Source organism: Trueperella sp. LYQ143 (assembly GCF_046599595.1).
GTDB lineage: Bacteria > Actinomycetota > Actinomycetes > Actinomycetales > Actinomycetaceae > Trueperella.
Genome location: NZ_JBKIWR010000017.1, coordinates 17,231 through 40,179, shown reverse-complemented (window position 1 = coordinate 40,179; position 22,949 = coordinate 17,231). Strand labels below are relative to the sequence as shown.

Below are 22,949 nucleotides of genomic sequence, written 5' to 3'. Positions count from 1 at the left end.
ACAAGGAAATGGAACCCTGATGATCCACTTAGAGTACGTTCGCAAGACCGGCAGTTTGGGGCGCGAATACGGCATCGTACTCGATGACGTCAGTTTCACTGCCCACGCCCAATCCTTAACTATGGTGCTCGGCTCAGCACCAGCAACGATAACGATGCTGATGGCACTCATTGCCGGATACGATACGCCAGATTCTGGCACGATCACGGTTGCCGATGTGGATGTGTCACGTGTGAGCACCAGAGGATGTGACGTGTTGCGTCAACGCACCCTCGGTTTGTTATATCCCACTCATAACCTCCTGCCTTCGTTAACCGTCGCAGCTAATCTCGTCTTTCCGGCACGTATAAACCGCCAACCTGTCAGCACCGAATCCTACGAACGAGTGCTTGACCTATTCGCTATCCGCTCCTTACTTTCCTACTATCCTGACGCGTTAACTGTTCTGGAACGACAGCGGGTTGCCTTGGCTTCGCTGGCATTAGCTGGCCGCTCTGTTATCGTCTGTGAAGAACCAGCAGCACACCTGAATTCTCGGGATTTAGAATCCCTGACGGCCCTCCTACGGCTTTGCGTTCGAGAACTAGATATGACGGTTCTCGCGCTAACCAGGAATCCTGTGTGCGCCAGTCATGCCGACCACGTTATTGTGCTAGATGACGAGCGCGTCGCCGGAGAGCTACATACGCCAGATCTGACCGCAATCTATTCTGCACTCTCTGCCCTACGTGGGGATGTTTGCTAGTGTTACGGGCATCATTGGAACACAACTGGCGCAGCTATCTTCTCGCTGCGTGCGCCATGTGCTACCTGTGTATTTTGGTGTTCACCTCAGAAGTACTGCGCGGATACGGCGATCAAGCAGTCGATTTTTCTGCCAAACGCTCTGTCCCTAACTCTGACGTCTTGGTATATTCCGAGAATCGTCCGGCACTTGACGTCGCCAAAGATATTTCCCAGTTGCCGTCAGTACGCGAAGTGTACGTCGATGCTTCGCGTCCAGTTGATCTGCTATTCCTTGAGGAACACCTCGTCGCCAATATGCGAACATTGCCGCCCGCTTCGCTACGCACCCAGCATTTACTTTCTGGATCGTTCCCGACTTCCCCAAACCAGGTAGCTATCAGCTATCACGTTGCTGAACAACTGAACGTCACCGTCGGGCAAAGTATTACAGTTTTGGAGGATCGGCTTGCCCAAAAGCTCAACATCACCGGAATTTATGCCCGCTCCCCGTTGCGAGATCAACTAGAAACCGGCCTTGAGATCCTCTCCACGATTCCTCCTGCCGACGATTATTTGGCTTATCAAACAGGCGATTCCATGACCGGCGGTATCGAGGTGCGGCGCGCCCCTGGGTATTCGCGCTCTCAGCTCCTCCAGGAGGTGCTAGCCGTCCCCGATACGCTCGCTATTACTAACGCCGAGCGGCTAACCAACGAAGTGAAATACGAATCCTCGGCAGTACGCCAAGTCCTTGCACCACGGCTGTGGGTTATTGCAACTGGAGGGTTCACTGCCCTATGCCTTATCGTTTTTGGTTTCATCTGGGCTGGCCAAACCCGCAAAGATGACGTGCGAATCAACCACGCGCACGGCCGTGCAACTGCCCGAATAGCAGGGATTTTTATTCGTGAATCCCTGATACTGTGGGGGATTTCGTGTGCAGTAGGGCTGCTCTGTGGTTACGCAATAACGGCAGTCATTATGGCCAATTTTGCTTCCTCTCCGGCGGCTTTCTTTTTACCCCCACCGCTTCACGGCACCTTAGGCGCAGTCATTCTCGCGCTATGTGCTACTTTTGCCTGCGCAATTCTCGGAGGCGGAATTTCCTGCTATGTAGCCCATAGCACGGCTATTCGCAGCGTGGCAGTCAAAGCCTTTACCGTTGTAGTAGGGGGCGGCATACTTGGCGCGCTGTTGCTGCATATCTCGATTGAAATGCCGCTTTTCGGCTATCCAGGGTGCTCTGTGCAGACCTTGGCAATCCATGCAGTCGGATATTTTGCACTTACGATCTTCGCTTTCCTATTGGCAATCGTCTTACATCGCATTTTTACTCGATTTATCCTGACGGATACTCGGATCACCCTGCTCTCTCGTACTCGGCAATCCGCTCTGCAGGCACTGTGCCTATGGGTGTTTTTAATCCTTATTGCAGCGATAACCGCGGCACAAACCTCGTCAGCCGGAATGCGTTCACCAATCAGCAACGATAGTTACGATATTGCCGTCCACGCTACGGTCGATTCCGGGTTGAGTGCTGGGCAGACGACAGCTCTCAACACCTGGACAGGGGCATCACGTCGGCTCGCCCTCGCTGAACTAGATGGCGCAACCAATAGCGAAACGAATGAGGCATTAGGGCCGATTTACATTGTTGACCCCCACCAAGCTGCTGAATTCTTCGGAGTTGACCCTGACGATCTCTCTGGAACGATTCTCTTCCCCGCCGAAGACTCCCCCGCTACCGCAGAAAAAATGCCAATAACCTTTACGCTGCATAACATCGGCTATCACGTAAATCTGAGCGTTCGCAATGCGCGTGTACCAATCCCCTTAGTCTCGCGCGAATCCCTGATGGCAGATATCCCAATTAGCGAATACTGGCTCACTCTCACCGGTAGTGCGCGCCACAATATCGCTGAATCCTATCTCGACTTAAATACTGTTCTACACAGCGCCTCCCTCAACGCGGGCGACCATACAAACAGCGAATCAGAACATAGCTTCGATATATCCTTAGCTCAACCTCTGGCTGCTGAGCATATCGATATGGGTCACGTGTTTGGAACAGCGCACATTATGTGGTGTGTTATCTTCGTCAGCACAGCATTATTCGCTATTCGTTCTGCGCTGGGGTATGCCGCACAAGTACGAATCTTGCGTTCGCATGGATTGAGCGTGGAACGTATCGGGGTTATGCATATCATTCACTCTGCCCTCGTGCTCATTACCTTCCTCATTGCTGGCGTGGCGTTAGGCATTGCCGGCACGTTTGTTGCCGTCTACCTCCCCGGCTTTGACGCGCGGATGCCTTTCCACATTCCAGTTAAGGAGTTGGCGATGACGATGGCGCTCATCTCTGGTGGCTATCTCCTGGTATCTATCGTACACGTTCTGAGTTGGACTATTCGTGTGCGCAATCACATGACCTGGCGATATGTAGGTGAGAATCACAGTTTTACCTCTTTACCCGGCAGCTAAAACCTGCGAAGGTGTAGAGCGTATATGTACGGCTAATTTGCCACTGCAGCTTACCGCTCGAATATGGAAAGGTGCAGGTGAATAACCGTCATACTCTGCACTAAATACGCATTATTACCCGAGCGTGAGGAGAGACTCCAATGGATTGGCGTCATTGGGCTGCCTGCCTGAACGAAGACCCAGAACTGTTCTTCCCTATTGGTTCTTCTGGTCCGGCTATGGCTCAGGTAGAACGCGCCAAAGCTGTCTGTGCCACATGCACTGTCCAAGAAACCTGCTTGAAGTGGGCGTTGGATAACAACCAAGACGCTGGCGTATGGGGCGGCATGTCTGAAGATGAGCGCCGCACTCTTAAGCGCCGCACTGCCCGCGCTCGCCGTTAGGGCACGCTGCTGTATCTCGGTGAAATCCATCGCGCATGGTGTGCTTTCCTGAGATGAGCCGCCACACATCCAAGCCGGATAGTAGATAGCTGCAAGCAACACGCAATTTTGCGCGCTATCGCTTCAACTCTGAATGTGCCGCAGCAAGGCGATTCAACAAAAACAACAGGGCTTCCCTATGATGGGAGGCCCTCAGTTATATAACGCATACCGCTAACAGGCTGCCACAATGTATCACCAGCGCTTGGCCGCACCCGTAATCGACCACCATTCAACATACTGGCTAATCAGCCTGCGATAGCGTGGGCGTCGTTTTACTTCGCATGCGATACACCCCGCGTATTTCCGTATTTTCTAGCTACCTATTGCCCTCTCGCCATAAGCGACGGTTCTTTGCACCTAGAACGAACGGATATGCAAGTCGAGATCGACGCACACACCTCCGCCCTCATTCGCAGACCACTCAATATTTCCTTTTAATTCTGCATTGACCATCGTCTTGACGATCTGCATCCCTAAGCCTGGGCGCGGCCCCTGCGGTCCTACGCCGATTCCGTTATCCGCCACTGTGATATGCAGATGATTGCCCTCGCGCTGGGCAGTAATATCTATTCGCCCTCCGTTAGGCAGACCATGCTCAATCGCGTTAGAGATGATCTCGTTCATCACAACGCCCAACGCCGTCGCTTGTTCCGCCCGAACCATCCCAAAAGTGCCGTGGAATGTGGCGATTACTGGCTCCTCCGTCACTGCCGCATCGCGAACCATGCGTAATACCGGCACAAATACCGAATCAAAATCCACCACTTCATTGATGGTTTGGGATAATTTTTCGTGCACGACGGCGATTGTCGCCACACGGCGTTGTGCCGTCTCCAAAGCACTGCGGGTATCTGAGGAATCCGCACGGCGCGCCTGCATCCGCAAGAGAGCCGAAACCGTCTGCAAATTGTTCTTCACCCGATGGTTGATCTCGCGAATCGTGGAATCCTTTGAAATCAGCTCCCGTTCTTGCCGGCGCAACTCGGTAATATCCCGGCACAAAATCACCGCGCCCAGGCGCTCAGCCCCGCGATGCAACGGTACCGCCCGCAGAGAAATAACAACGCCATGCGCCTCGGCTTCAGCCATCCACGAAGCTCGACCCATCAGCACTAGGGGCAAGGCTTCGTCAACCTGACCAGCCGTTTCTATCCGATTGCTCACCTGTTCCGCGAGGACCGAACCTAGAATCGGCTCTTCAATTCCAAAGCGTCGAAAATGCGATACCGCATTGGGCGAGACATATTTTGCCACTCCATCGGCATCCACATGAACTAGACCATCAGGCACGCGCGGAGTGCCGTGACGATAGCCTGTCGGTGAATTCTCTGCCGGAAATTCTCCCCGCGTCACCATCTCAATAAGAGTGTGCGCAATCGCTTCATAATTTGCTAATGCCTGCGACGGCACCCGATCGGCACGGCGAGCAGAAACAATAGCCATCGCCGCAATAACGTCCTTCTTGAACCGAACCGGAACAATACGTATGAGCGATACTTCGTCCTCATCAGCAACAGACTCGCAATGATCCAGCACGCGCTTAACGTCAGCAATAATCTTTTCCGGAGGCGGAAATCCCACCTGATCGGTGCGGTACACAGTGTGTGCCGTCGCCGGGCGCGCCTGCGCGACAGCAACCGGAGCCTTCGCACCACGAATGTAAAGAACCAGGTCAGAGAAGGTGATATCGGCGATGATTTGCCAATCACCAGTCAGTTGATGAAGCCAATCTTCCTGAGGCTCAGTGAGCGTTGCTTCGCGAGCAAGAATTTTCGACAGCGTAGGCACACTTCCCACAATAGTCAGGAATCGTGTTGAATAGAATTATGAAATTCGAATCAGAGACGAGTTACATTGGCCCGCTTGACGATGTTATTGAGGTGCTGGTTTCCCGCGAGTTGCTTCTCCGGCGCGCTGAACGCCTGGGGCATCAGGGAGAAATCACCTATTCTCGCAGTTCACAGACGCATACCTGGAGCATAACCGTCGATAACGCCCAGCTACCCTCAATTGCCAAATCTGTTATCTCTCACCCCCTCACGGTTGAGGTATGTGGTACGACACGCCCAATCGGTGACGGGGCGGCGATTGATTATCACGTGCAGGTTCATGGCGCACCCGTTCGCGCGCATATTGATCTCATTGCCGCCAACGCAGGAGCGACCACGCCCGCAAAAATCACTGGCGAGATCTCCGTCAATATCCCGTTGTTCGGCAAACGTATCGAAAAAACTGCTATCAGCCATATCGCAAAGTTCATTGCTGAGGATACTGATCTCGTCAATACGGAATTAGCCCAGCGCCGAGCTGCCTCGAATTAACTGACGTGGTTTACACTGACGCTATGGTCCACATCAATAGGCAATATGAAGATCTCCTCGCCGACGTTCTCGCGAACGGCACACATAAGGGCGACCGCACAGGTACTGGCACGTTATCCGTCTTCGGTCGTCAACTGCGTTATGACCTTGCGAATGAGGGGTTTCCCCGATTGACGACGAAATTCGTCGCAATGAAGGCCATTAAAGGTGAGTTGTTATGGTTCTTGCGCGGGGATACGAATATTAGCTGGCTCCACGAACAAGGTATCACTATCTGGGATGAGTGGGCCGACGAAAATGGCGATCTCGGGCCGGTCTACGGCTATCAGTGGCGTTCCTGGCCGACCCCCAGCGGAGAGCATATCGATCAAATTGCCCAGGTTATTGACATGCTTAAGACGAATCCGGATTCACGCCGCATTATCGTCTCGGCGTGGAACGTCGCTGACCTACCTCGTATGGCGCTCCAACCGTGCCATGCCTTTTTCCAATTCTACGTTGCTAATGGGACCCTCTCATGCCAGCTCTACCAGCGCTCAGCAGATCTATTCCTTGGCGTTCCATTCAATATTGCGTCCTATTCGCTGTTGACGCACATGGTTGCCCAGCAGTGCGATTTAGCTGTGGGGGATTTCGTGTGGACCGGCGGCGACTGCCATATCTACACCAACCACATTGAGCAGGTGCGCGAACAGCTCAGCCGTGAACCCTACCCCTTCCCCACCTTAGAGTTACGTAAGGCAGCGTCCATTTTTGACTATGAGATGGACGATATTCGCGCTTCGCAGGGATACCAACACCATCCAGCGATCTCTGCTCCGGTGGCGGTGTAGCTGTGCTCGCCATGATTTGGGCTCAGGCCCGCCACCGCGCCCTGGGGCGTGATGGCACTTTGGCCTGGCATCTGCCCGAAGATATGGCGTTCTTTCGGCATCTCACTACCGGACATCCCGTCATTATGGGGCGAAAAACGTGGGATTCCTTGGGAAAATATCAGCCGTTACCGAATCGTCTAAATATCGTAGTTAGCCGCAGTTCACAGCAGATTTGCGCGCCAGCGCAGCATGCCAGATCACTGCCGGAAGCGATTGCACTCGCCAAAGCAGCCGACAGCCAACGGGCGTGGATCATTGGCGGAGCTCAGCTCTACCATGCCGCATTACCGCTGGCAGATGCCCTGGTAGTAACCGATATTGATATTGACGTTCCGGATGCTGACGTATTTGCCCCGCCAATCCCGGATACCTGGTCGTGTATTGCCGCCAGCCCAACAGCAGGTTGGCATACGTCAAAAACTGGTTTGCCTTACCGTTTTCGCCTCTATCGCCGCCCGACCTCTCAGGTTGAACTGCCCGATTTTACACAGATTAGCGAGCGCGTCAGCCGACCAATCACACAGGCGGATCGGGAGCCCTCATGATGCTTCGAATCGCTTTTACACGCGCTAGCGCTGTTGATTTTGCAGGCTATCTGCGCCGCTTCCAGAAAGAGCTGCCCGCATTAACGGTTAAGAAGGCATGGCATAGATGGTAGGGCAGATCGCGCGCGCAATATATGCCGCGTTAGGTTGCTTCTTTTTCGCTCTAGGTTTTCTGGGGATTTTCATCCCAGTTCTGCCAACGGTGCCCTTTTGGCTGCTCACTGCGGCCTGTTTTATGCGTGGATCACGCCGTTTGTATCGGTGGCTGATGACGCATCCGAGATATGGCCCCTACATTTATCAGTATCGTCACGCACGCGCCATGTCGACTCGTTCGAAAATTAACGCTCTGATCGTCATGTGGGGCGGCATGGCATTATCAGCCTGGCTCGTTCCCGTCCTTCCGGCGCGTATCAGCCTGTTACTTATTGCTATCGGCGTCTCTATCCATCTATTGCGTATGGAGACGTTAACCAGTGAAAAATTAGTTGCTGCGCGCCAGACCTACCACGCTTTTCTCGCTAGCGAATTTGCCGACGAGTACGCCTCACACGATAGTTACTCAAGTACGTGATTCTCTCTTCTTTTTTTTCCCCCTCCCTTCTCCTCTCGTCATTTAATAAAACACCCCTAGCACCTTGCATAGATCTGGGAGAACGCATAGCCCGAGGAGCTCTGTAATTCTGGTAGGCCATCCAATGCGTGTTCTCTGCACGGCCCTTTCCTTGGCGTATCGCCTAGCACGCATTTTAGATAGAGAGAGCATACCCGCTGGTAATTAGGTAGTTTTTCTTTTTGTCCCTCCCTCTGCGAGCGGATCGCACTCCACGAAGCACGCACGTACCAATGCCGTATTAGCGCTCTTTTTTGTGTACGGCCGAAGTGAGGGGAGCTGAGTGAATCCCTACCGTAATCGCGTCATTCGTCATTAAGACTGTGACTCCTTTATGGGCCGTATTTTCCTCCTCAATCGCCTCGCTTTTAATCGCATAATAGAGTTAGTTGATTTTCACCTTTAATGCCAAAGTTTTTGGAAGAGGAAAATTCTTCGTAGTACAGCAACTGGCAACGCCGGCTGTCGCGTCAATCTCAGGAGCGATAGTTGATTGACGCTCCGTTTAGCATCTACGATGCTAAGTGCCACAACCAAAGGAGCGCCATGTCAAACGAAGCGGCAACGTTGCTTTCTGCATTCACAGAATTCCGTATTTCTGCCGATAAATGCCCTGGTCTTAGGCGCCCGTCACCCGAGGATATTGCCCATCTGAAAGCTGAATTCTCGCGGCGCGGCGGCAAAGTTGTTGAGGCACACAACCGTCGTTATCTAGGCAACAAAGCAGCAATTACCACCTTTATTCGAGAAACCCTCACCAGCCAGTTCCCCGATATTACCTCGGTTTGCGATATTTTCGCCGGCACAGGATCCGTAGCGCAAGCTTTTGCCGATAAACGCTTAATTACTAACGATCTGTTGTATTCAAACTACGTGGCACACATGGCCTGGTTTGGTAACGGTGATTTCCGCCCAGAACTCATCTGGCGGTTTACCGAGGTTATCAATAACCACTCCTCCACCGAGGATAACTACATGCGCTGCAACTTCGCCAATACGTATTTCTCCGCCGACGACTGTTCAAAAATCGGTGTCGCCCGCGAACTAATTGAGCTGCTGCGCACCGAAGGATATCTCCTTGGCAAAGAATACGAGATCCTCATTACCACAATCATTTACGGTATGGATCGTTACGCCAATACAGTAGGCCATTATGACGCGTATCGGAAAGGCGCACCTTTTCGCGCCGGACTACGCTTCCCCCTAGTCATGCCCGATACCCGCATACATCCCGATAATCTGGTTTTCAACACCGACGCAAACGAACTCGTGCGCACCATCAACGTAGACCTGCTCTACCTTGACCCGCCATATAACTCACGCCAATATTCTGACGCCTATCATCTGCTGGAAAATGTTGCCCGCTGGCAGAAGCCACACGTCCACGGAGTCGCGAAAAAGATGGATAGAAGCGAACTGAAAAGCGCATACAACTCAGTTCGGGCAGCCCACGCGCTTCGCGATCTCGTGAACCACGCACAATGCAAGTACATTGCATTTTCGTACAACAATATGTCCTCTAAAGGCAATGCCCGATCCAATGCCCGCATTTGCGACAGTGAGATCCTAGATATTCTTGCGCAAAAAGGCACCGTGCAAACATTTGAGATTGAACATAAACCCTTTAACGCAGGCAAAAGCCAGATCGAAGGAAACACCGAACGGTTATTCGTGTGCCGCGTCAATGACGTATCCGAACGCAATCACGCTATCGTTATCAGCCCGATTAACTATATCGGCGGCAAAGGCAAACTGCTGCCACAGCTAAAGCCACTCCTGTTCCCCGCCTCATATTTCGTCGATGTTTTTGCCGGCGGCTGTAACGTCGGTATTAATTCAGAAGCAAAAAAGGTGCTGTTTAACGACCTCAGCCCACAACTCATTCATCTCATGACGTTCCTGGCAAAGAACTCCCCCGAAGAAATCATTAAACAGATTGACCACATCTCACAGCAGTTCGGCCTATCAAAAACACATGAATCCAGTTACGCAACATTCGGCGCAGAAAGCACAAAAGGGCTAGCCGCCTATAATAAACCTGGATTCTTAGCCCTGAGGCAGGTCTATAACGCGACCCCTGAGGGCAGCGATACCAAGAGCCTGCTGCTCTACGCACTCGTCATTTTTGGCTTCAACAATCAGCTCAGATTCAACCGAAAAGGCGAATTCAATCTTCCGGTAGGAAAACGCGATTTCAACTCCAAAATGCGGCGTAAGCTACGCGAATTCTCAATGCGGATTCGCGAGTTGGACGCAGAGTTCACCGTGGGCGACTTCCGTGACCTACGTATCGACGATTTTCCTGACGACACCCTCTTCTACTGCGATCCGCCCTATCTGATTACTCAAGCGACCTATAACGAAAATGGCGGGTGGACGGTAACGGACGAGGAAGATCTCCTCGCTTTCTTAGACGCGATCGACCGTTCTGGTAGAAAATTCGCTCTATCAAACGCGGTAGAAGCAAAAGGACGCATTAACAGCACCCTCAACAGTTGGATTACCTCGCGCCCATACCGAGTACATGAGCTGAATATGAGCTACTCAAATTCCAACTATCAACGCAAGAACGCCGCAACTGCCACCCGAGAAATCCTCGTCGTCAACTATGAAAAATGACTACGCCCTGTTTTTCCCCCCCCCCTACGTCAAGCGCAGAGAAAACGTAGCGTATCATCGGTATCAACTGGAATTTTCACGAGCAGGTAGCCTGTCATGATCTACGAGAACATCCCTTACCGCAGCTTCTGTTGGGTCTTAGGCACGACGAGTTTCCGAACTGCGCAACTTAACTTAAAGACGGAACAGCAACTCCGACTCCTGCGCGATTTCACGAACGCACAACTGGCCTGTGGGCGTCAATGGATGTGGAACCGAGAAACTCAGTCGGCGTTCTATGACTTCATGAAGGATCAGAACTTCCTATCCGGCGAGGCGCCAAATAAGGATAAAGACGCCCGCCAGAAAACATCCGGTCTGACGGTTCTCGGGTTAGTCACACACGATAGAGAACTTACGGCGGCAGGCATAGATTTGCTCGACATTTTTGATCGAGGCGACTTTTCGAGCGATAACATCCTGGCAATCCCCAAGGATAGCTTTTTCTATCTGCGCCAGCTTCTGAAAACCACAGTTCAGGTGGACGGGATTGAAGTGCGACCATTTCTCGCGCTCGCTTATTTGCTGAACCGATTTGAGTTTCTCACCTGGGATGAATTCGCTTATCTATTGCCATTAGTGTCAAGCCCGCAATCTTTACAGCTAGTCGAAGACGGCATTGCCGCAATGCGTCGTGGCGAATCTGTGGACACCGACGAGGTTATTTTCCGAACGCTTATGGCGAAAAGTAATTACCAAGAGGCCTGGAATCTTCTGCAAGATGAAGAAATCAGCGAAGAACTGATTACCACCATCGGAATGAATCGAAAGAGCCGAACATACGATAAGCCGTATTATCAGCTCTTCACGTCATTAGAACAGGTATTTCTCAGTGAACATACCCCTGAGGCAGAGGTGGCACGCCTGTTAACTGCCGCTAAAAGAATTACCGGAAATGCAGGCACGATGTGGCGTAAGCTCCTGTTCCGGAAAGGGCTATCCGAACGCTCTGTTAAATCACAGGGGCTAACAGCAATCAAAGATACCTGCCCGTTCCTTCAGGTCAACACTCGCGATGATCTCAAGAGGTATTTCTTCAAATATCTGCATCTTTTCAAGGCGAAGGCCACGCTTGAGGATTACTTCGATTTGAACCGACGGTACATCAAACTCAGTGACACCGTTATCTTCGATGATCGAATGGTCACTTTCGATACGATCCCCGCTGCGTATTTCGCGCTGGCAGGCGAAGCATTACACGACGATATTTTCGCCGCACACAGCCGTCTACACGAAAACACCTCACTGAGCGATATTTCGCCACGATTCGCATTCACCGATTCACAAATCCTCGATCATCTGTCGCAAAAACTTGGTCGGACGCTCTCCTGCCTCAGCGACGTCCATGCCGTCATGAAAGACGAGAAGAACACCCGACTCCACGAGCTTCTCTGCACGCGCTTTACTGACGAGATTCTCTGCGAATTATTGGATTGTTTTGAACGCCGAGATGACTCTCGAATTGCCGAATTAGTGACGGATGAGGCCACTATTTCTACGATTTTTGAATACGTTCTTGCTCTCGTGTGGTTCCGGCTTTCCGGGAATAAAGGGGATGTTCTATCTTTTATGAAACTCCAGCTAGAGGCAGATCTTCTTCCGCGTTCCCATGCCATTGGCGGAGACGCAGACATCATCTACGATTACGAAGAATCCCCCAGCTATCCTGCCCACTGCCTCGTCATTGAAGCCACCTTAGCCGATAGTACAAATCAGCGGCGAATGGAGATGGAACCCGTATCGCGACACCTTGGAAACCAGATCGCAAAATCAGGAAACGCCACGGACTACTGTATTTTCATTGCGCCCTATCTCGATCTGAATACCGTCAACGATTTCCGGTCCCGAAAAAATAACGTCTACTTCGCGCCCAACAACATACTCGTTGAAAATATGAAAATTATTCCGATCTCAACCGCCCAGGTAAAACATCTGCTCCACTGCGGGCGCCGATACGAGCAACTGTACGCAAAATTTGATGCCGCTTTCCATAGCGAGATTATGCGCGCCGATCTGTGGCTGCAGGAGATTTCACAGCAGTTACAGCAGGTTTAGTGCCACATGTAGTAACACAATCATGCGTCTGGGCAGAAAATATCTCACTCCTGCCCAGACGCATGAGGTTACACCTAGTACGTCACGATTGCGGCGGCATCAGGCGCAGCGCACTCGCAACGAAAACACGCAGCCCGCGCGGCAAGCACTGCTCATCCACGTCCGTCACTACCGTATGCATTCCTCGAGTTATCGGCGACATCAACTGCATATACGTTGCCTGACCACCGTTTTCTTGGACTCGCTGGCACATGAAGGCGTAGTCATCGGAGGCATTCATTGGGAATCGATGCGGCAATCCGGCGATAACGCCAACTTCTTCAGCGCTGGAGGCAACATGCTCCATTAACGCATCATCGGATTCCAGCGATGGCGATTCACCGGCAACCTCAATATCGACAGTGACTCCATGCATCGCTGCCGCTGATTCCAAAATGCGAATCGTGTAATCAGCTAGGTACGTGTTAATCTCTGTGGTTGCACCGCGAACCTCTAGTTCCATCTCACCATAATCGGCAATAATATTCGCCCCAGATCCAGCCTGAATTCGACCGACGTTAATCCGGCTCGTCCCCTTGGAGTGACGCGGCATTGCCGAGATATTCAAGGCGGCAGTCGCAATAGCTAATACGCAGTTACGCCCGTTTTCCGGATTACCGGCCGCATGTGCTGCCTTGCCGTGGAAATATGCGAGGAACTTCGTCGTCGCAAATGTCCCGCCAGAACCAGCATGAATATGCGCACCCTCTTGACCGCCTGGCTCGACATGGGCGCTGAGCAGATACTGCACATCGTCAAGATGACCAGCACTCACCATAGATTTAGCGCCTCGTACCCCCTCTTCAGCAGGTTGGAACACTAAACGCAAAGTCCCTGACCAGGAATCCCGCAGCTCCATCATGATCCGAGCAACACCCATTCCGATAGTGGTATGCACGTCGTGGCAACATGCGTGCATAACCTGCGGATGAGTAGAAGCGAAGCCTTCTTGATTCGGGCGGTGCTCAGGAGAATCAGTTTCCTGCATGGGTAGAGCGTCAATATCAAAACGCATTCCCACAACCGGCCCCTCGCCGTTACGTAAGGTGGCCACAACTCCGGTGTACCCCCCACGCATCTGTTCCATAAGTTCCGGATCAGCACCTTCTGCGAGCGCCCGCTCAAACGAGGCCTGCAGAATCTCATCGGAAGGCACCCCCATACGGGTTGCCGGGTCGCATACGGCCTGACCAACCAGCACCTCATATCCGAGATCGCGCAACCAGGTGGCGACGATTGAGGTGGTACGGAATTCCTCCCAGCCAAGTTCTGGATGGGCGTGAATATCTCGACGAATTGCTTGAAGCTCCGGCTCAAGCCGCACAACGATGGTGTTGACCATCTCACTGACACTCTGGCTCATGATCGTTTCCTTTCCTCGCACGTGAACGTCATTATTTCTATTTAACTACGTATCTAACGCGGTTCTCCGGCCGTTATCGCAATTACAAGACGATCCACGACACAACAACCGAACTGACAATGCCTGACAGAACCACTGGCAAGGTGCGCTTCAAGAGCTGCTGAGGTTCTACCCCAGCAATACCGGCGGAAATCAGGGTTGAGGCTGCAACCGGCGAGCCGGAGCGAGCAAGGGAGGCAGCGCACTGCAAAGGCACGGAAATCATCGGCCCTGCCGCCCCCGTGGAGGCCGCGATACCCGGAACAACCGGCATTAGCGCGAAGAATGCTGCCAGGCCTGAGCCCGTCATCAACCCGAGCAAGACGGCAACCCCTACGAATGCCAAACCAATGAGCATCGCAGCACCATGCAATCCCGACACCTTATTGAGCAGCATCTTCAAAACACCCATCTGCTGAATACCTTCAATGAGGAAACCGGCCGCGATAATAATCGAAACCACGCCAGTAACCGCGTCCCCCATGCCTTTGAAATAACTGGCAGTGTTACCGATAGTGTCGAATAGGGTGCGCTGACGGATGAGTTCGATAACAACCACAACGAACAGGCAGGCTAAGGTAATTTCCACTAGCCCAATCTCAAAGGAGATGACGCCAACATGCTTCAAGATGTAGAGCACGAGGACGGATAACAGCGGCAGGACGGGGAACAGTGCGTAGAATCCTGGGACGTGCTTGGCGGCTTCAACACTCTCCTGTGATAAACCACGCTTGCCGATTTCACGACCGCGCTCCATATCACGTCGGTCTTGATACCGCTGCCAGAAAGTATGTACCAAAGCCATAATAAGGATGGCCGGAATAGAAACTTTCGCATTATTACCAAAGACGTAATCCCCGATGCTCATCTTCAACTGATGAGCCGCTTCAATAGAATCCGCAGCGAGCGGGCTAGGCATAATCGTTGCCGATGTACCAATGATCGCTCCAGCGGTTAACGGGCTCATTCCAGCACCAACGAGAGCCGGATACAGCGTCGCCCCAAGAAGTACTGCCAATGTTGCCCCTGAAGGCACTGCCAGGGACATCAGGTTAACGACGATGAAGGTCAAGGGCACGAGCAGAAGCTGAGCTGAGCCGCGTAGGGCTAATAGTGGGCGAGATAGCACGCGCACAGTCTTGGTATTCGCCCCCAGGGTATCCATATATGCGGTGTATCCGAAGAGCACCATGATAATCAGACCTGATCCGGTCAGGTTCTTCATGATGATGGCTTTCATGACGGATAGCTGATCGACTAAGGCAACCCCCGTCAGCGCTTTCTCGTCGTGAAGCATCGTGTTATCCCCAACATGCCCGAGCAGGACGGAGATAAGTAATAGCAACATGCCGCCAGCAAGAAGTGCGGCGGCAGCTTTGACTTTTTTGGCAATGAGAAATCCGACGAATCCTAGCGCAGCCAGGATAATAATGATCTCAAGCATGATGGAAAACCCCCAGTGCTGATAACGCAGCGTCCTTGCTGCGATCTTTTTTCTGTTTAGAGGCTACGGCAGCTCGCCGTCGAGAGATAATCATCCCTGGTTATAGGGCATTAGCAAAATTTTTCTTCACGTCATGATGAATTTTTTAAAATGCACTATAGAGAAAAACTATTACATGTCATATTCGTCTTGTTTCTAGGCTAAAAATACGCAACCGGCCAGCGTCGGTCGGAATGTAGAACGGCAAACACATAACCTAAAACATCATCAATCGAACAAGATCAGATGAACCGAGAAGGGGAATCTCATGGCTTTGTCTTTACCTGATAGTGCTCTGACGCGGGCAAACTACTCCACCACCCAGATGCATGAGGTGTGGAGCGAAAAAGCAACCATTCAATCCTGGTATGACGTGGAAGTCGCTCTGGCCCAGGCGCAAGCTGAGTTGGGCGCGATTCCAGTATCGGCTGTGGCAGCCATTGAAGAAGCCGCCACGGTTGACGACGAGCGCGTCGCAGAGATGACGAGCCGCAGTGCTGGCCACCCTCTCATCATTGCTTTAGATAATCTACGGGCACACATGTCAGATGCGGGCAAACCGTGGGTCCATTTCGGGGCGACCACGCAAGATATTCTCGATACGGGACGCGTCCTTCAGATTCGCCGCGCGCTTGATCTCATTGATACAGCACTTGCCGATCTCGATGCACAAATATGCAGGTTCACTCTTGATCACGCGCACACCGTCACTGCACAGCGCACTAACGGCCAATTGGCAGTGCCGGGCACGTTAGGGTTGCGCGGAGCACGCTGGCTTAGCGAATTGCGCCGCGATCGGGAACGTATCAACGAAGAACGCAAGCGAATTCTCTGCGCTCAGTTCTCTGGGGCGGCAGGCACATACGCGTCATTCGGTGCGGCTGAGGAAAGCTATGCCCGCAAACTTGCCGAACGTCTCGATTTACGTTTCGATCTGGTTACCTGGCATTCCTCGCGCGATTCGTATACTGCGATGATGGCAATGTTGGCGGTTCTGGCTCGTTCGCTATCAAAAGTCTCAGATGATCTCTTTGAAATGCAACGCACTGAATTGCGGGAAGCCGCCGAGGTGCTCGATATGCACACCTCTGGATCGACAACAATGCCGCAAAAGCGTAATCCTTTCGCGACTTTACAGGTCACTTCGAATGCTCGGCTGGCCGTTGGTTCTGCCATTTCGCTCCTTGCCCAACCTGCAGATTTGCTTGAGCGCGATCCGCGTCAGTTTGAAATCGAGCGCGACGTGCTACCGCGAGTATTTACTTTCGTTCACAAGGCCATCACAGATCTCACTGCGCTCATACCGCGTATCCGGATTGACGCCGAACGTTTAGCCCGCAATGCTCGCGCGGAAGGTCCACTCATCGTGACGGAGGGGCTGATGATGCGGCTTGCTCCGGCAATCGGACACGAGGTAGCTCATGATCTTCTGCAGGAATTTGCGAAAGAATGGCTAGCTAATGGGATAACGCTCAGCGATTTCGTTGCCCGGTATCCTGATATTGCTGAGCAGTTAGCCGGTGAAGATCTGGATGCCTTAGCCGAACCTGATTGGTACGTCGGAATCAGTGCACGCATCGCCCAAGAAACGGCAGAAAATACCGAGAGCTCACAGAAGTAGATTCCATTTTCTAAACCGATAAAAGCTTTCGGAGATTTTCGGGATAAGCTGGGGTTATGGATATTCGGCAACTCACCTACTTCGTAGAAGTTGTACGGCTCGGGAGCATTACAGCGGCGTCAGATACTCTCAACGTTTCTCAACCAGCTATCTCTGTTTCCCTGCGGAAACTCGAAACGGAGATCGGGGCACCACTGCTGTCCCGATCTCCGGCAGGGGTTCAAGCCACAGTTGCTGGGCGGGAGCTGCTCCCCCGCGCTGAGGCGATATTGGCCCGCATTGACGAAGCAGTAACCGCAGCGCGCGCAGCGAGCTGTGAGGGACCACGTCGCTTGCGCATCGCTATCCCGCCGATCGTAGGCATGTATGCCATTATCGACCTGTTGGAGAATTTCATCCCAGAACATCCCGAGATTGATCTGGTTATTACTGAAGGTGCAACGGCACAAGTCTTGGAGGAAGTTGAAAAGGGGCAGGTGGATATTGCTGTCGCTATCACTCCGACTATTCCCTCTGGCTGTACATTGTGGACGCAGGTCGCCGTCCCTATCGTTGCCTACGTTTCCCCACAGTCTCCAATAGCTCAAGCTAGCCGAGTGAATCTCGCTGATTTTGATGGGTATCCGTTCGTTCTTATGGGCGCCGGGGCGCAGATTTCTAATATTATTCTTGATGAGATCCGCTCCCACGGGGTGCATCCACAAATCGTTCATTGGACAGTTCAGCTCACAACGCTATTTGCGCTGGCTGGGCGCGATGCGGCGGTGGCATTTTCTACGGAGAACGTCTCACAATTGACCTCTGAGGCAGTGCCGGTTCGCACTGAACCTGAGCTTTCTGAAGTGGTATCTATTTTCGTTTCCTCACACCTGCCTATTGAGGGCGTGGTTCGCCATCTTCTCGACCGTATCACTGCCAAAATTGAGGGCATTTAGGAATCAGGGAGTTAGGGCGCAAGGCTAGTTTGCGGCAGACGGAGGATAACGCAAATTTTATTGCGCCTGGTTTTCCTTGAGCCAAGTCTAGCGAAGCGGGGATAGCCGCTTGAATACAGCAATAATGCGACACCAAACGCCACTAATATCAAGACATCAAGACGCGTGAGGACGCCGGCTAAAATTTTACTAAGACCGCCAGATTGGGGAAACGACGGATACCCCGTCGGATTTAGCTAACCAGAACATGCCTTTTCCCTCTTTCCTTTTTCTCTTTTTTTCCCCCCCCGAAGCCCTAGTGAACTGAGGGAATTGACGTCAGGCTGAAAAGCGTAACACCGCTCAGTTGAGCGATTTAATAGCGCGAGAAAAGCGAGGCAACGACGCTAAACCTGGCAAAGCACTACCCACAAATTTAAGCCTCTACTGCCCTACACACTCACCTACAGTTCCTTTATTTTCGTAGTCACGAGGTCGCGCGGAATACACCAACCATAGCTCAAACACGGAGAGTACTTGAGCCCGCCCTATGTGCAGGTTCGCAGCTCAGCAATGTGTTGCCTCCTCAACGCTTGCACAAGCTAACTAGCCAAGAGCGGCAATCCGATCAACGAGCTCGCTCCAAGCACGGCTTTGTTCCGCGAGAGCTTGACGCCCTAGCTCCGTCAGCCGATAGACCTTCCGCCCTGGCCCACCTTCTCCACCTTCCCACGTCGCGCAACACAAACCGTCGGACTCTAAGCGATTAAGAGCCGGGTAAAGCTTCGCACCGGCGACTTTATAAAAACCGGCATTGGCAAGACGTTGAGCCAGGCCATATCCATGCCCCGGGCTTTTGGCCATCTCCTTCATCAGCAGAAATGGCAGCAAGCTGCGTTGCCATTCCGCACCAGCGCCAAGGCTAATCTTCGACACTGATCTCACCCGTTTCTCCTCGCGCCTCGGCCTTAAGCCCAGATAAACCTTTCTGGCGTACCGCACGCCACACCCGCAGTTGCCGGAAAAATGCCACAGCGAAAATCACTGCCAATAGCCCTGCCACGACGAGCTGTATCACAGCCCATGAGGTCAATTCACCAAGGATAACCTCACGCAAGCACAGCGCCCACGATGCGACAAAGACGATGAGCCCGAAGCCATATCCTAGCACCGAGTACGTCATGTTCCGCATGACCGTATGCCGACTATTTTCCGCTAATTCTGCCGCGAACTGACGGACGTCACCGAATTCTTCCTCAGTGCTACACACCCGCCCGGATTCCTGGCTGGCACAATCAAGATGTTGGCGCAATTCGCGAATCTGAGAATCTAAGGTTCGCTCGTCCATGAGATAGTCACGCCGTAACGCGATTTCCAACTCGGCAAACCACTCGTTATTCAATGCGGCAACGTCATGGTGTATCCGCAGATCCAAGAGCCGCGACTCAATACGTCGTTTTTCTCGTTTGGCCGATCGGTTAAGCACAACAGAAATCAGAACACCTAATGCGACGACGCCCCCTAAGAACAAGAGCGAATTCATCCGCCCCCATACCGCAAGCATACGAGCGTCTCCCATGGTTTTTCTGAAACCGAAAAGCAAACCAACACATGGCACTGTTGCGCAGACCACCCCCAGGAGGGCTATCCACAGGGAACGGTGCGTGTACAGCCAGGTACAGACCACAACGGAAATGAATATCAGGTACCCCAAAATAATGCCGGAGATAAGAGAAAGATTGAGGCTAATAGTCATCGACCCGTTACCCTCACACATGCTCATCAGGGCGAGGACGATGGGGATCGTGTAACACACTGGCGAGAGGGTAGCGGCGATCTGCCTGAGCGTATCCCGAGTTCCCGTAAGGTAGACGTGACTCGGATCATCACCGGACTCATCAGACTTTGCACCATCGTGCGATGTTTGGCTGCCGGTAACCTCGTGGGTTGCCGGAACATCATTTGTTGCGAGGTTAGCTGCTGGAAGATCGGCTGTTGAAGATCTGGTTGCCGGAAGATCGCTTATCGAGCCGCTGGCTGTTGGAACACCTGTTGGCGAAACGTCAACCGCCGGAAGATCAGTTATTGGACGGTCGGTTGTTGAAGTATCGGTCGCTGAACCGTCCGTCACTAAGACATCGGCTGATGAACTATCCGCTGCTAAGACATCGGCTGATGAAACGCCGGTCGCCGAAACGCCAGTTGTTAAAACATCATCGCAGCTTTGGGCACCTGATACGCAATCAGACGCAGAACGTTCTTTCAGGCTTTCATGCCAGTTTGCTTCGTAGTCCTTGGCCATTTATAGCACCTCCTCGCAACTAGCAACTAGCAACTAGCAACCAGCAACTAGCAACTAGCAACTAGCAACTAGCAACTAGCAACTAGCAACTAGCAACTAGGTTCATTTTCAGACTAGTATATAATCATATCTAGGTCAATAATTTGAAGGTAATAATAAGGCGAAAACTCAGAGCTAGCCAAGGAGATAGCGCTCACGGAGTCCCCCACCCAGGCGAGGGCTAAATGAAGCACAACAAAACTAATACCGACGCAAATGGCGCTGGCAATCATCTACAGCTACGAGGAACACTCTTTAGCACAGCTATCACCAGCCCCTCACATCACCCATCAAATAACTATGATTGCCAGTGCTTGCCAAGTTGCTAGCCACCAACCACTAATCACCATTAAGTGTTGACAACCATCAACCGCCACAGCCCTGACCGCCAATAGCTGCGCACCCCGTAGCAACTCCACCTCTAATCACCCAATAACCACGCCCAATGGCAAGCCCTCCCCGATGCCAGCTACCAGCTATCAAATCTCGCCGTATTGATATGGCTACCTACTATCGAGCTACCACCAATCCCCCCCCCAGCATTGCACGCCACCTAACCCTCACATTCAACGTCTTAACCAGATAAAAATGAGCTTCACCCAGACAATCGTGAGAAAGGGCACCCTACTCCACCTTGTATTAGCGCGATCTTCTCCCTAGACTGGAACAGCCGACGCGGGGTGGAGCAGCTCGGTAGCTCGCCGGGCTCATAACCCGGAGGTCGTAGGTTCAAATCCTGCCCCCGCCACTAAGTGAAATTCAGCCTTGGGATCTAGCGATTCCGAGGCTGTTTCTACATCTAGGCGATAGGCATTTTCGCTTGGAAATAACTCAGAAACTGACACCTGAAGAAACTGCGCAACGTGATAAATATTCGTTGCCGTCCACGCTGTTTTGCCTTTCATTTTTCGTGAGACTGAGGCTTGCGTCATCCCTAGATATTCGGACAATTCGACCTGGGAATGCCCGCGTCGGCGTAGCCAAAGGTGTACCCGCTCACCTATATAGCTATCGACAGATAGTTTTTCAATGTATTCTTGATCCAGGGACATGATCCGATTCTAACATGTATAACTCGTTTCTACGATGAATATACTTAGAGGATCAAACCTTGATGACTAATATAATTTCTTATAGGAAACGACAAGAGAGGAGGGTTGATGGCTGGTAACTTTGTAACAGTGGCTCAGGTGGCCGACATGGTAGATACCACTCCTCATACCGTTCGGGTCTGGATTTGTTCAGGCCGCCTCGAAGCGATACGGCTTCCGAGTGGAACGTATCGGATTCCTCGCTCGGCAGTAGAAGAGATGATGCTTCCGGTGAAGGCTAAAGATTTAGTTAACAGAAAATGATTTGCAAAGGAACTCGTAATGCTTCGTCTTTCCTCTAAACCTCATATTGCTGGCGCACTCGGCATAGTCGGGGTATGTGTAGTCATGCTTGGCATGCTGCTGTTATGGCGTTTCAGCGGTGGCGACGCTGCGCGCGACGAGTACGAGGCTGCGTGGGATGAGTATGCTGCTGCTTCTGAAGCCTTAGCCCCCTCGGTTGATAAGGGTGAGAGTCTGGTAGAAGGCTGCGATATTAATGTTGGCGATAAGGCTTTGTGTCAGACAATCTCTGAGCTGGTTGCTGAGGGGAAAACTGCGCTTGACCAGTCGAAGATTGATGTGGAGAGCGCGGACAAGGGAGCATTTGCCTCGGCTCAAGCAACGCTGACTGATACGACGGCGAAGGTTCGTGAGTTATCTACTTCGTTTCCCCCAGTTCTCTCACGTGCTGACGAGTTGATTAAAACGAATGCGGAGAACTATAAGGATAGGCAACTATCTCTCGTGTATAAGGATGCTGCTGGTATTGTCGGTGAGGTCGATGGCGTACTTGGTGAGGTTGCCGGTCAAGAGCATTTCGCTCAGCTTGCTAGCCAGTTGAAAACAGCGCGTGATGCGCTAGCTACAAGCGTGGAGCGTGCCGATCACGCAATGAAAGATAGTGGCGTTACCGTTCTTGAGCTATCGAACTTTTTTGGTGATCTGACTCGTGACATGTCTGCTGTTGATGACGCGCGTAGAGCGTTAACGGCTAGCCGTCTTGGCGCAATTAACGAAGCTCAAGCTGCCGCTGCTGCGGCGGCAGCTCAGGAGCAGGCTTTGGCGGCTGCGCGTACTGAAACCAATACAGCATCCGGGCGTGGCTACTCGGCTTCGGGTTCATCTAGTCTTGGTGGCGGGAATCTCAACACCACCCCGCCACCGTCCAACTACTCATCTAGCAATGACAATGCTGCCTCCCGCGAGGAGGCAATCAACAAGAGCTACTACAGCAATCCCGGCGATAATCTCGGCGGCGGCTGGGTAGACACGTCAACTGGCGGTCTCTTATGCGGCGGTATGGACACCGAAGGAAACGGGTGGGTCTATGAATGTCCGTAATTAATAGAAGATGAC

General features: G+C 52.3%; 19 protein-coding genes and 1 tRNA gene. 14 read left to right on the top strand and 6 right to left on the bottom strand.

The features are described from left to right. The first annotated feature begins 19 nt into the window (after positions 1-19). The 3 genes from ACLHIL_RS07345 to ACLHIL_RS07335 all read left to right on the top strand — a co-directional run bounded on the left by ACLHIL_RS07345 (position 20) and on the right by ACLHIL_RS07335 (position 3,590). Positions 20-745, top strand: a complete 726-nt coding sequence (locus ACLHIL_RS07345; RefSeq protein WP_411297305.1) for an ATP-binding cassette domain-containing protein — start codon at positions 20-22, stop codon at positions 743-745. Continuing rightward, positions 745-3,207, top strand: coding sequence for an ABC transporter permease (locus ACLHIL_RS07340; protein ID WP_411297304.1), 2,463 nt, complete (start codon positions 745-747; stop codon positions 3,205-3,207). The genes ACLHIL_RS07345 and ACLHIL_RS07340 overlap by 1 nt, the downstream gene beginning before the upstream one ends. 140 nt (positions 3,208-3,347) lie before the next feature. After that, a complete protein-coding gene (locus ACLHIL_RS07335) occupies positions 3,348-3,590 on the top strand; it encodes a WhiB family transcriptional regulator (RefSeq protein WP_411297303.1) in 243 nt (80 codons plus the stop codon). A 399-nt stretch (positions 3,591-3,989) separates the two neighbouring features. Here ACLHIL_RS07335 and ACLHIL_RS07330 read toward each other — a convergent pair whose 3' ends face one another. After that, positions 3,990-5,420 (bottom strand): sensor histidine kinase, encoded by a 1,431-nt coding sequence (locus ACLHIL_RS07330; RefSeq protein WP_411297302.1) that lies wholly within the window; start codon positions 5,418-5,420, stop codon positions 3,990-3,992. A 38-nt stretch (positions 5,421-5,458) separates the two neighbouring features. On the opposite strand from ACLHIL_RS07330, the gene ACLHIL_RS07325 reads away from it, so the two are divergent. The 6 genes from ACLHIL_RS07325 to ACLHIL_RS07300 all read left to right on the top strand — a co-directional run bounded on the left by ACLHIL_RS07325 (position 5,459) and on the right by ACLHIL_RS07300 (position 12,699). Further along, positions 5,459-5,953 (top strand): DUF2505 domain-containing protein, encoded by a 495-nt coding sequence (locus ACLHIL_RS07325; protein ID WP_411297301.1) that lies wholly within the window; start codon positions 5,459-5,461, stop codon positions 5,951-5,953. A gap of 23 nt (positions 5,954-5,976) precedes the next feature. Then, positions 5,977-6,786 (top strand): thymidylate synthase, encoded by an 810-nt coding sequence (locus tag ACLHIL_RS07320; protein ID WP_411297300.1) that lies wholly within the window; start codon positions 5,977-5,979, stop codon positions 6,784-6,786. 11 nt (positions 6,787-6,797) lie between these two features. Continuing rightward, positions 6,798-7,373, top strand: a complete 576-nt coding sequence (locus ACLHIL_RS07315; protein ID WP_411297316.1) for a dihydrofolate reductase — start codon at positions 6,798-6,800, stop codon at positions 7,371-7,373. Between the two features lie 106 nt (positions 7,374-7,479). Next, the gene (locus ACLHIL_RS07310) at positions 7,480-7,947 is read left to right on the top strand and encodes a YbaN family protein (protein WP_411297299.1); all 468 of its coding nucleotides are present in this window, start codon (positions 7,480-7,482) and stop codon (positions 7,945-7,947) included. Positions 7,948-8,532: 585 nt separating this feature from the next. Beyond that, positions 8,533-10,605, top strand: coding sequence for a Dam family site-specific DNA-(adenine-N6)-methyltransferase (locus ACLHIL_RS07305; protein ID WP_411297298.1), 2,073 nt, complete (start codon positions 8,533-8,535; stop codon positions 10,603-10,605). A gap of 96 nt (positions 10,606-10,701) precedes the next feature. Continuing rightward, the gene (locus ACLHIL_RS07300) at positions 10,702-12,699 is read left to right on the top strand and encodes an AlwI family type II restriction endonuclease (protein WP_411297297.1); all 1,998 of its coding nucleotides are present in this window, start codon (positions 10,702-10,704) and stop codon (positions 12,697-12,699) included. 82 nt (positions 12,700-12,781) lie between these two features. On the opposite strand, the gene ACLHIL_RS07295 is transcribed toward ACLHIL_RS07300, so the two are convergent. Beyond that, the gene (locus ACLHIL_RS07295; protein WP_411297296.1) at positions 12,782-14,101 is read right to left on the bottom strand and encodes an amidohydrolase; all 1,320 of its coding nucleotides are present in this window, start codon (positions 14,099-14,101) and stop codon (positions 12,782-12,784) included. An 82-nt stretch (positions 14,102-14,183) separates the two neighbouring features. Then, complete coding sequence (gene dcuC / locus ACLHIL_RS07290; RefSeq protein WP_411297295.1) at positions 14,184-15,584, bottom strand: C4-dicarboxylate transporter DcuC; 1,401 nt, start codon at positions 15,582-15,584, stop codon at positions 14,184-14,186. A gap of 307 nt (positions 15,585-15,891) precedes the next feature. Between dcuC and ACLHIL_RS07285 the strand changes: the two genes are divergently transcribed. After that, positions 15,892-17,244 carry a lyase family protein gene (locus tag ACLHIL_RS07285; RefSeq protein WP_411297294.1) on the top strand — a complete coding sequence of 451 codons (1,353 nt, stop codon included), beginning with the start codon at positions 15,892-15,894 and terminating at the stop codon, positions 17,242-17,244. A gap of 56 nt (positions 17,245-17,300) precedes the next feature. Further along, a complete protein-coding gene (locus ACLHIL_RS07280) occupies positions 17,301-18,179 on the top strand; it encodes a LysR family transcriptional regulator (RefSeq protein ID WP_411297293.1) in 879 nt (292 codons plus the stop codon). A 585-nt stretch (positions 18,180-18,764) separates the two neighbouring features. Here ACLHIL_RS07280 and ACLHIL_RS07275 read toward each other — a convergent pair. Both ACLHIL_RS07275 and ACLHIL_RS07270 read right to left on the bottom strand, forming a co-directional pair. Further along, on the bottom strand, positions 18,765-19,103 hold the full coding sequence (locus ACLHIL_RS07275; protein ID WP_411297292.1) for a PadR family transcriptional regulator: 339 nt from the start codon (positions 19,101-19,103) through the stop codon (positions 18,765-18,767). After that, positions 19,081-20,460: a hypothetical protein gene (locus tag ACLHIL_RS07270; RefSeq protein WP_411297291.1), complete on the bottom strand. Its 1,380-nt coding sequence runs from the start codon at positions 20,458-20,460 to the stop codon at positions 19,081-19,083. Before ACLHIL_RS07270 ends, ACLHIL_RS07275 begins: the two co-directional genes overlap by 23 nt. 713 nt (positions 20,461-21,173) lie before the next feature. Here ACLHIL_RS07270 and ACLHIL_RS07265 point away from each other — a divergent pair. After that, positions 21,174-21,247 (top strand) — tRNA-Met (locus ACLHIL_RS07265). Here ACLHIL_RS07265 and ACLHIL_RS07260 read toward each other — a convergent pair. After that, entirely contained in the window at positions 21,207-21,551 is a 345-nt protein-coding gene (locus ACLHIL_RS07260; RefSeq protein ID WP_411297315.1) for a helix-turn-helix domain-containing protein, read from the bottom strand. The genes ACLHIL_RS07265 and ACLHIL_RS07260 overlap by 41 nt on opposite strands. A 108-nt stretch (positions 21,552-21,659) precedes the next feature. On the opposite strand from ACLHIL_RS07260, the gene ACLHIL_RS07255 reads away from it, so the two are divergent. Beyond that, on the top strand, positions 21,660-21,854 hold the full coding sequence (locus tag ACLHIL_RS07255) for a helix-turn-helix domain-containing protein (RefSeq protein WP_411297290.1): 195 nt from the start codon (positions 21,660-21,662) through the stop codon (positions 21,852-21,854). A gap of 18 nt (positions 21,855-21,872) precedes the next feature. After that, positions 21,873-22,934, top strand: a complete 1,062-nt coding sequence (locus ACLHIL_RS07250) for a hypothetical protein (protein ID WP_411297289.1) — start codon at positions 21,873-21,875, stop codon at positions 22,932-22,934. Positions 22,935-22,949: the final 15 nt, after the last annotated feature.

What these genes read in the sequence shown, in the direction of transcription:
- dcuC (WP_411297295.1), bottom strand. Translation starts at nt 15,584, where the DNA reads ATGCTTGAGATCATTATTATCCTGGCTGCGCTAGGATTCGTCGGATTT.
- ACLHIL_RS07305 (WP_411297298.1), top strand. Translation starts at nt 8,533, where the DNA reads ATGTCAAACGAAGCGGCAACGTTGCTTTCTGCATTCACAGAATTCCGT.
- ACLHIL_RS07300 (WP_411297297.1), top strand. Translation starts at nt 10,702, where the DNA reads ATGATCTACGAGAACATCCCTTACCGCAGCTTCTGTTGGGTCTTAGGC.
- ACLHIL_RS07315 (WP_411297316.1), top strand. Translation starts at nt 6,798, where the DNA reads ATGATTTGGGCTCAGGCCCGCCACCGCGCCCTGGGGCGTGATGGCACT.
- ACLHIL_RS07295 (WP_411297296.1), bottom strand. Translation starts at nt 14,101, where the DNA reads ATGAGCCAGAGTGTCAGTGAGATGGTCAACACCATCGTTGTGCGGCTT.
- ACLHIL_RS07250 (WP_411297289.1), top strand. Translation starts at nt 21,873, where the DNA reads ATGCTTCGTCTTTCCTCTAAACCTCATATTGCTGGCGCACTCGGCATA.
- ACLHIL_RS07335 (WP_411297303.1), top strand. Translation starts at nt 3,348, where the DNA reads ATGGATTGGCGTCATTGGGCTGCCTGCCTGAACGAAGACCCAGAACTG.
- ACLHIL_RS07270 (WP_411297291.1), bottom strand. Translation starts at nt 20,460, where the DNA reads ATGGCCAAGGACTACGAAGCAAACTGGCATGAAAGCCTGAAAGAACGT.
- ACLHIL_RS07325 (WP_411297301.1), top strand. Translation starts at nt 5,459, where the DNA reads ATGAAATTCGAATCAGAGACGAGTTACATTGGCCCGCTTGACGATGTT.
- ACLHIL_RS07280 (WP_411297293.1), top strand. Translation starts at nt 17,301, where the DNA reads ATGGATATTCGGCAACTCACCTACTTCGTAGAAGTTGTACGGCTCGGG.
- ACLHIL_RS07260 (WP_411297315.1), bottom strand. Translation starts at nt 21,551, where the DNA reads ATGTCCCTGGATCAAGAATACATTGAAAAACTATCTGTCGATAGCTAT.
- ACLHIL_RS07310 (WP_411297299.1), top strand. Translation starts at nt 7,480, where the DNA reads ATGGTAGGGCAGATCGCGCGCGCAATATATGCCGCGTTAGGTTGCTTC.
- ACLHIL_RS07285 (WP_411297294.1), top strand. Translation starts at nt 15,892, where the DNA reads ATGGCTTTGTCTTTACCTGATAGTGCTCTGACGCGGGCAAACTACTCC.
- ACLHIL_RS07345 (WP_411297305.1), top strand. Translation starts at nt 20, where the DNA reads ATGATCCACTTAGAGTACGTTCGCAAGACCGGCAGTTTGGGGCGCGAA.
- ACLHIL_RS07255 (WP_411297290.1), top strand. Translation starts at nt 21,660, where the DNA reads ATGGCTGGTAACTTTGTAACAGTGGCTCAGGTGGCCGACATGGTAGAT.
- ACLHIL_RS07320 (WP_411297300.1), top strand. Translation starts at nt 5,977, where the DNA reads ATGGTCCACATCAATAGGCAATATGAAGATCTCCTCGCCGACGTTCTC.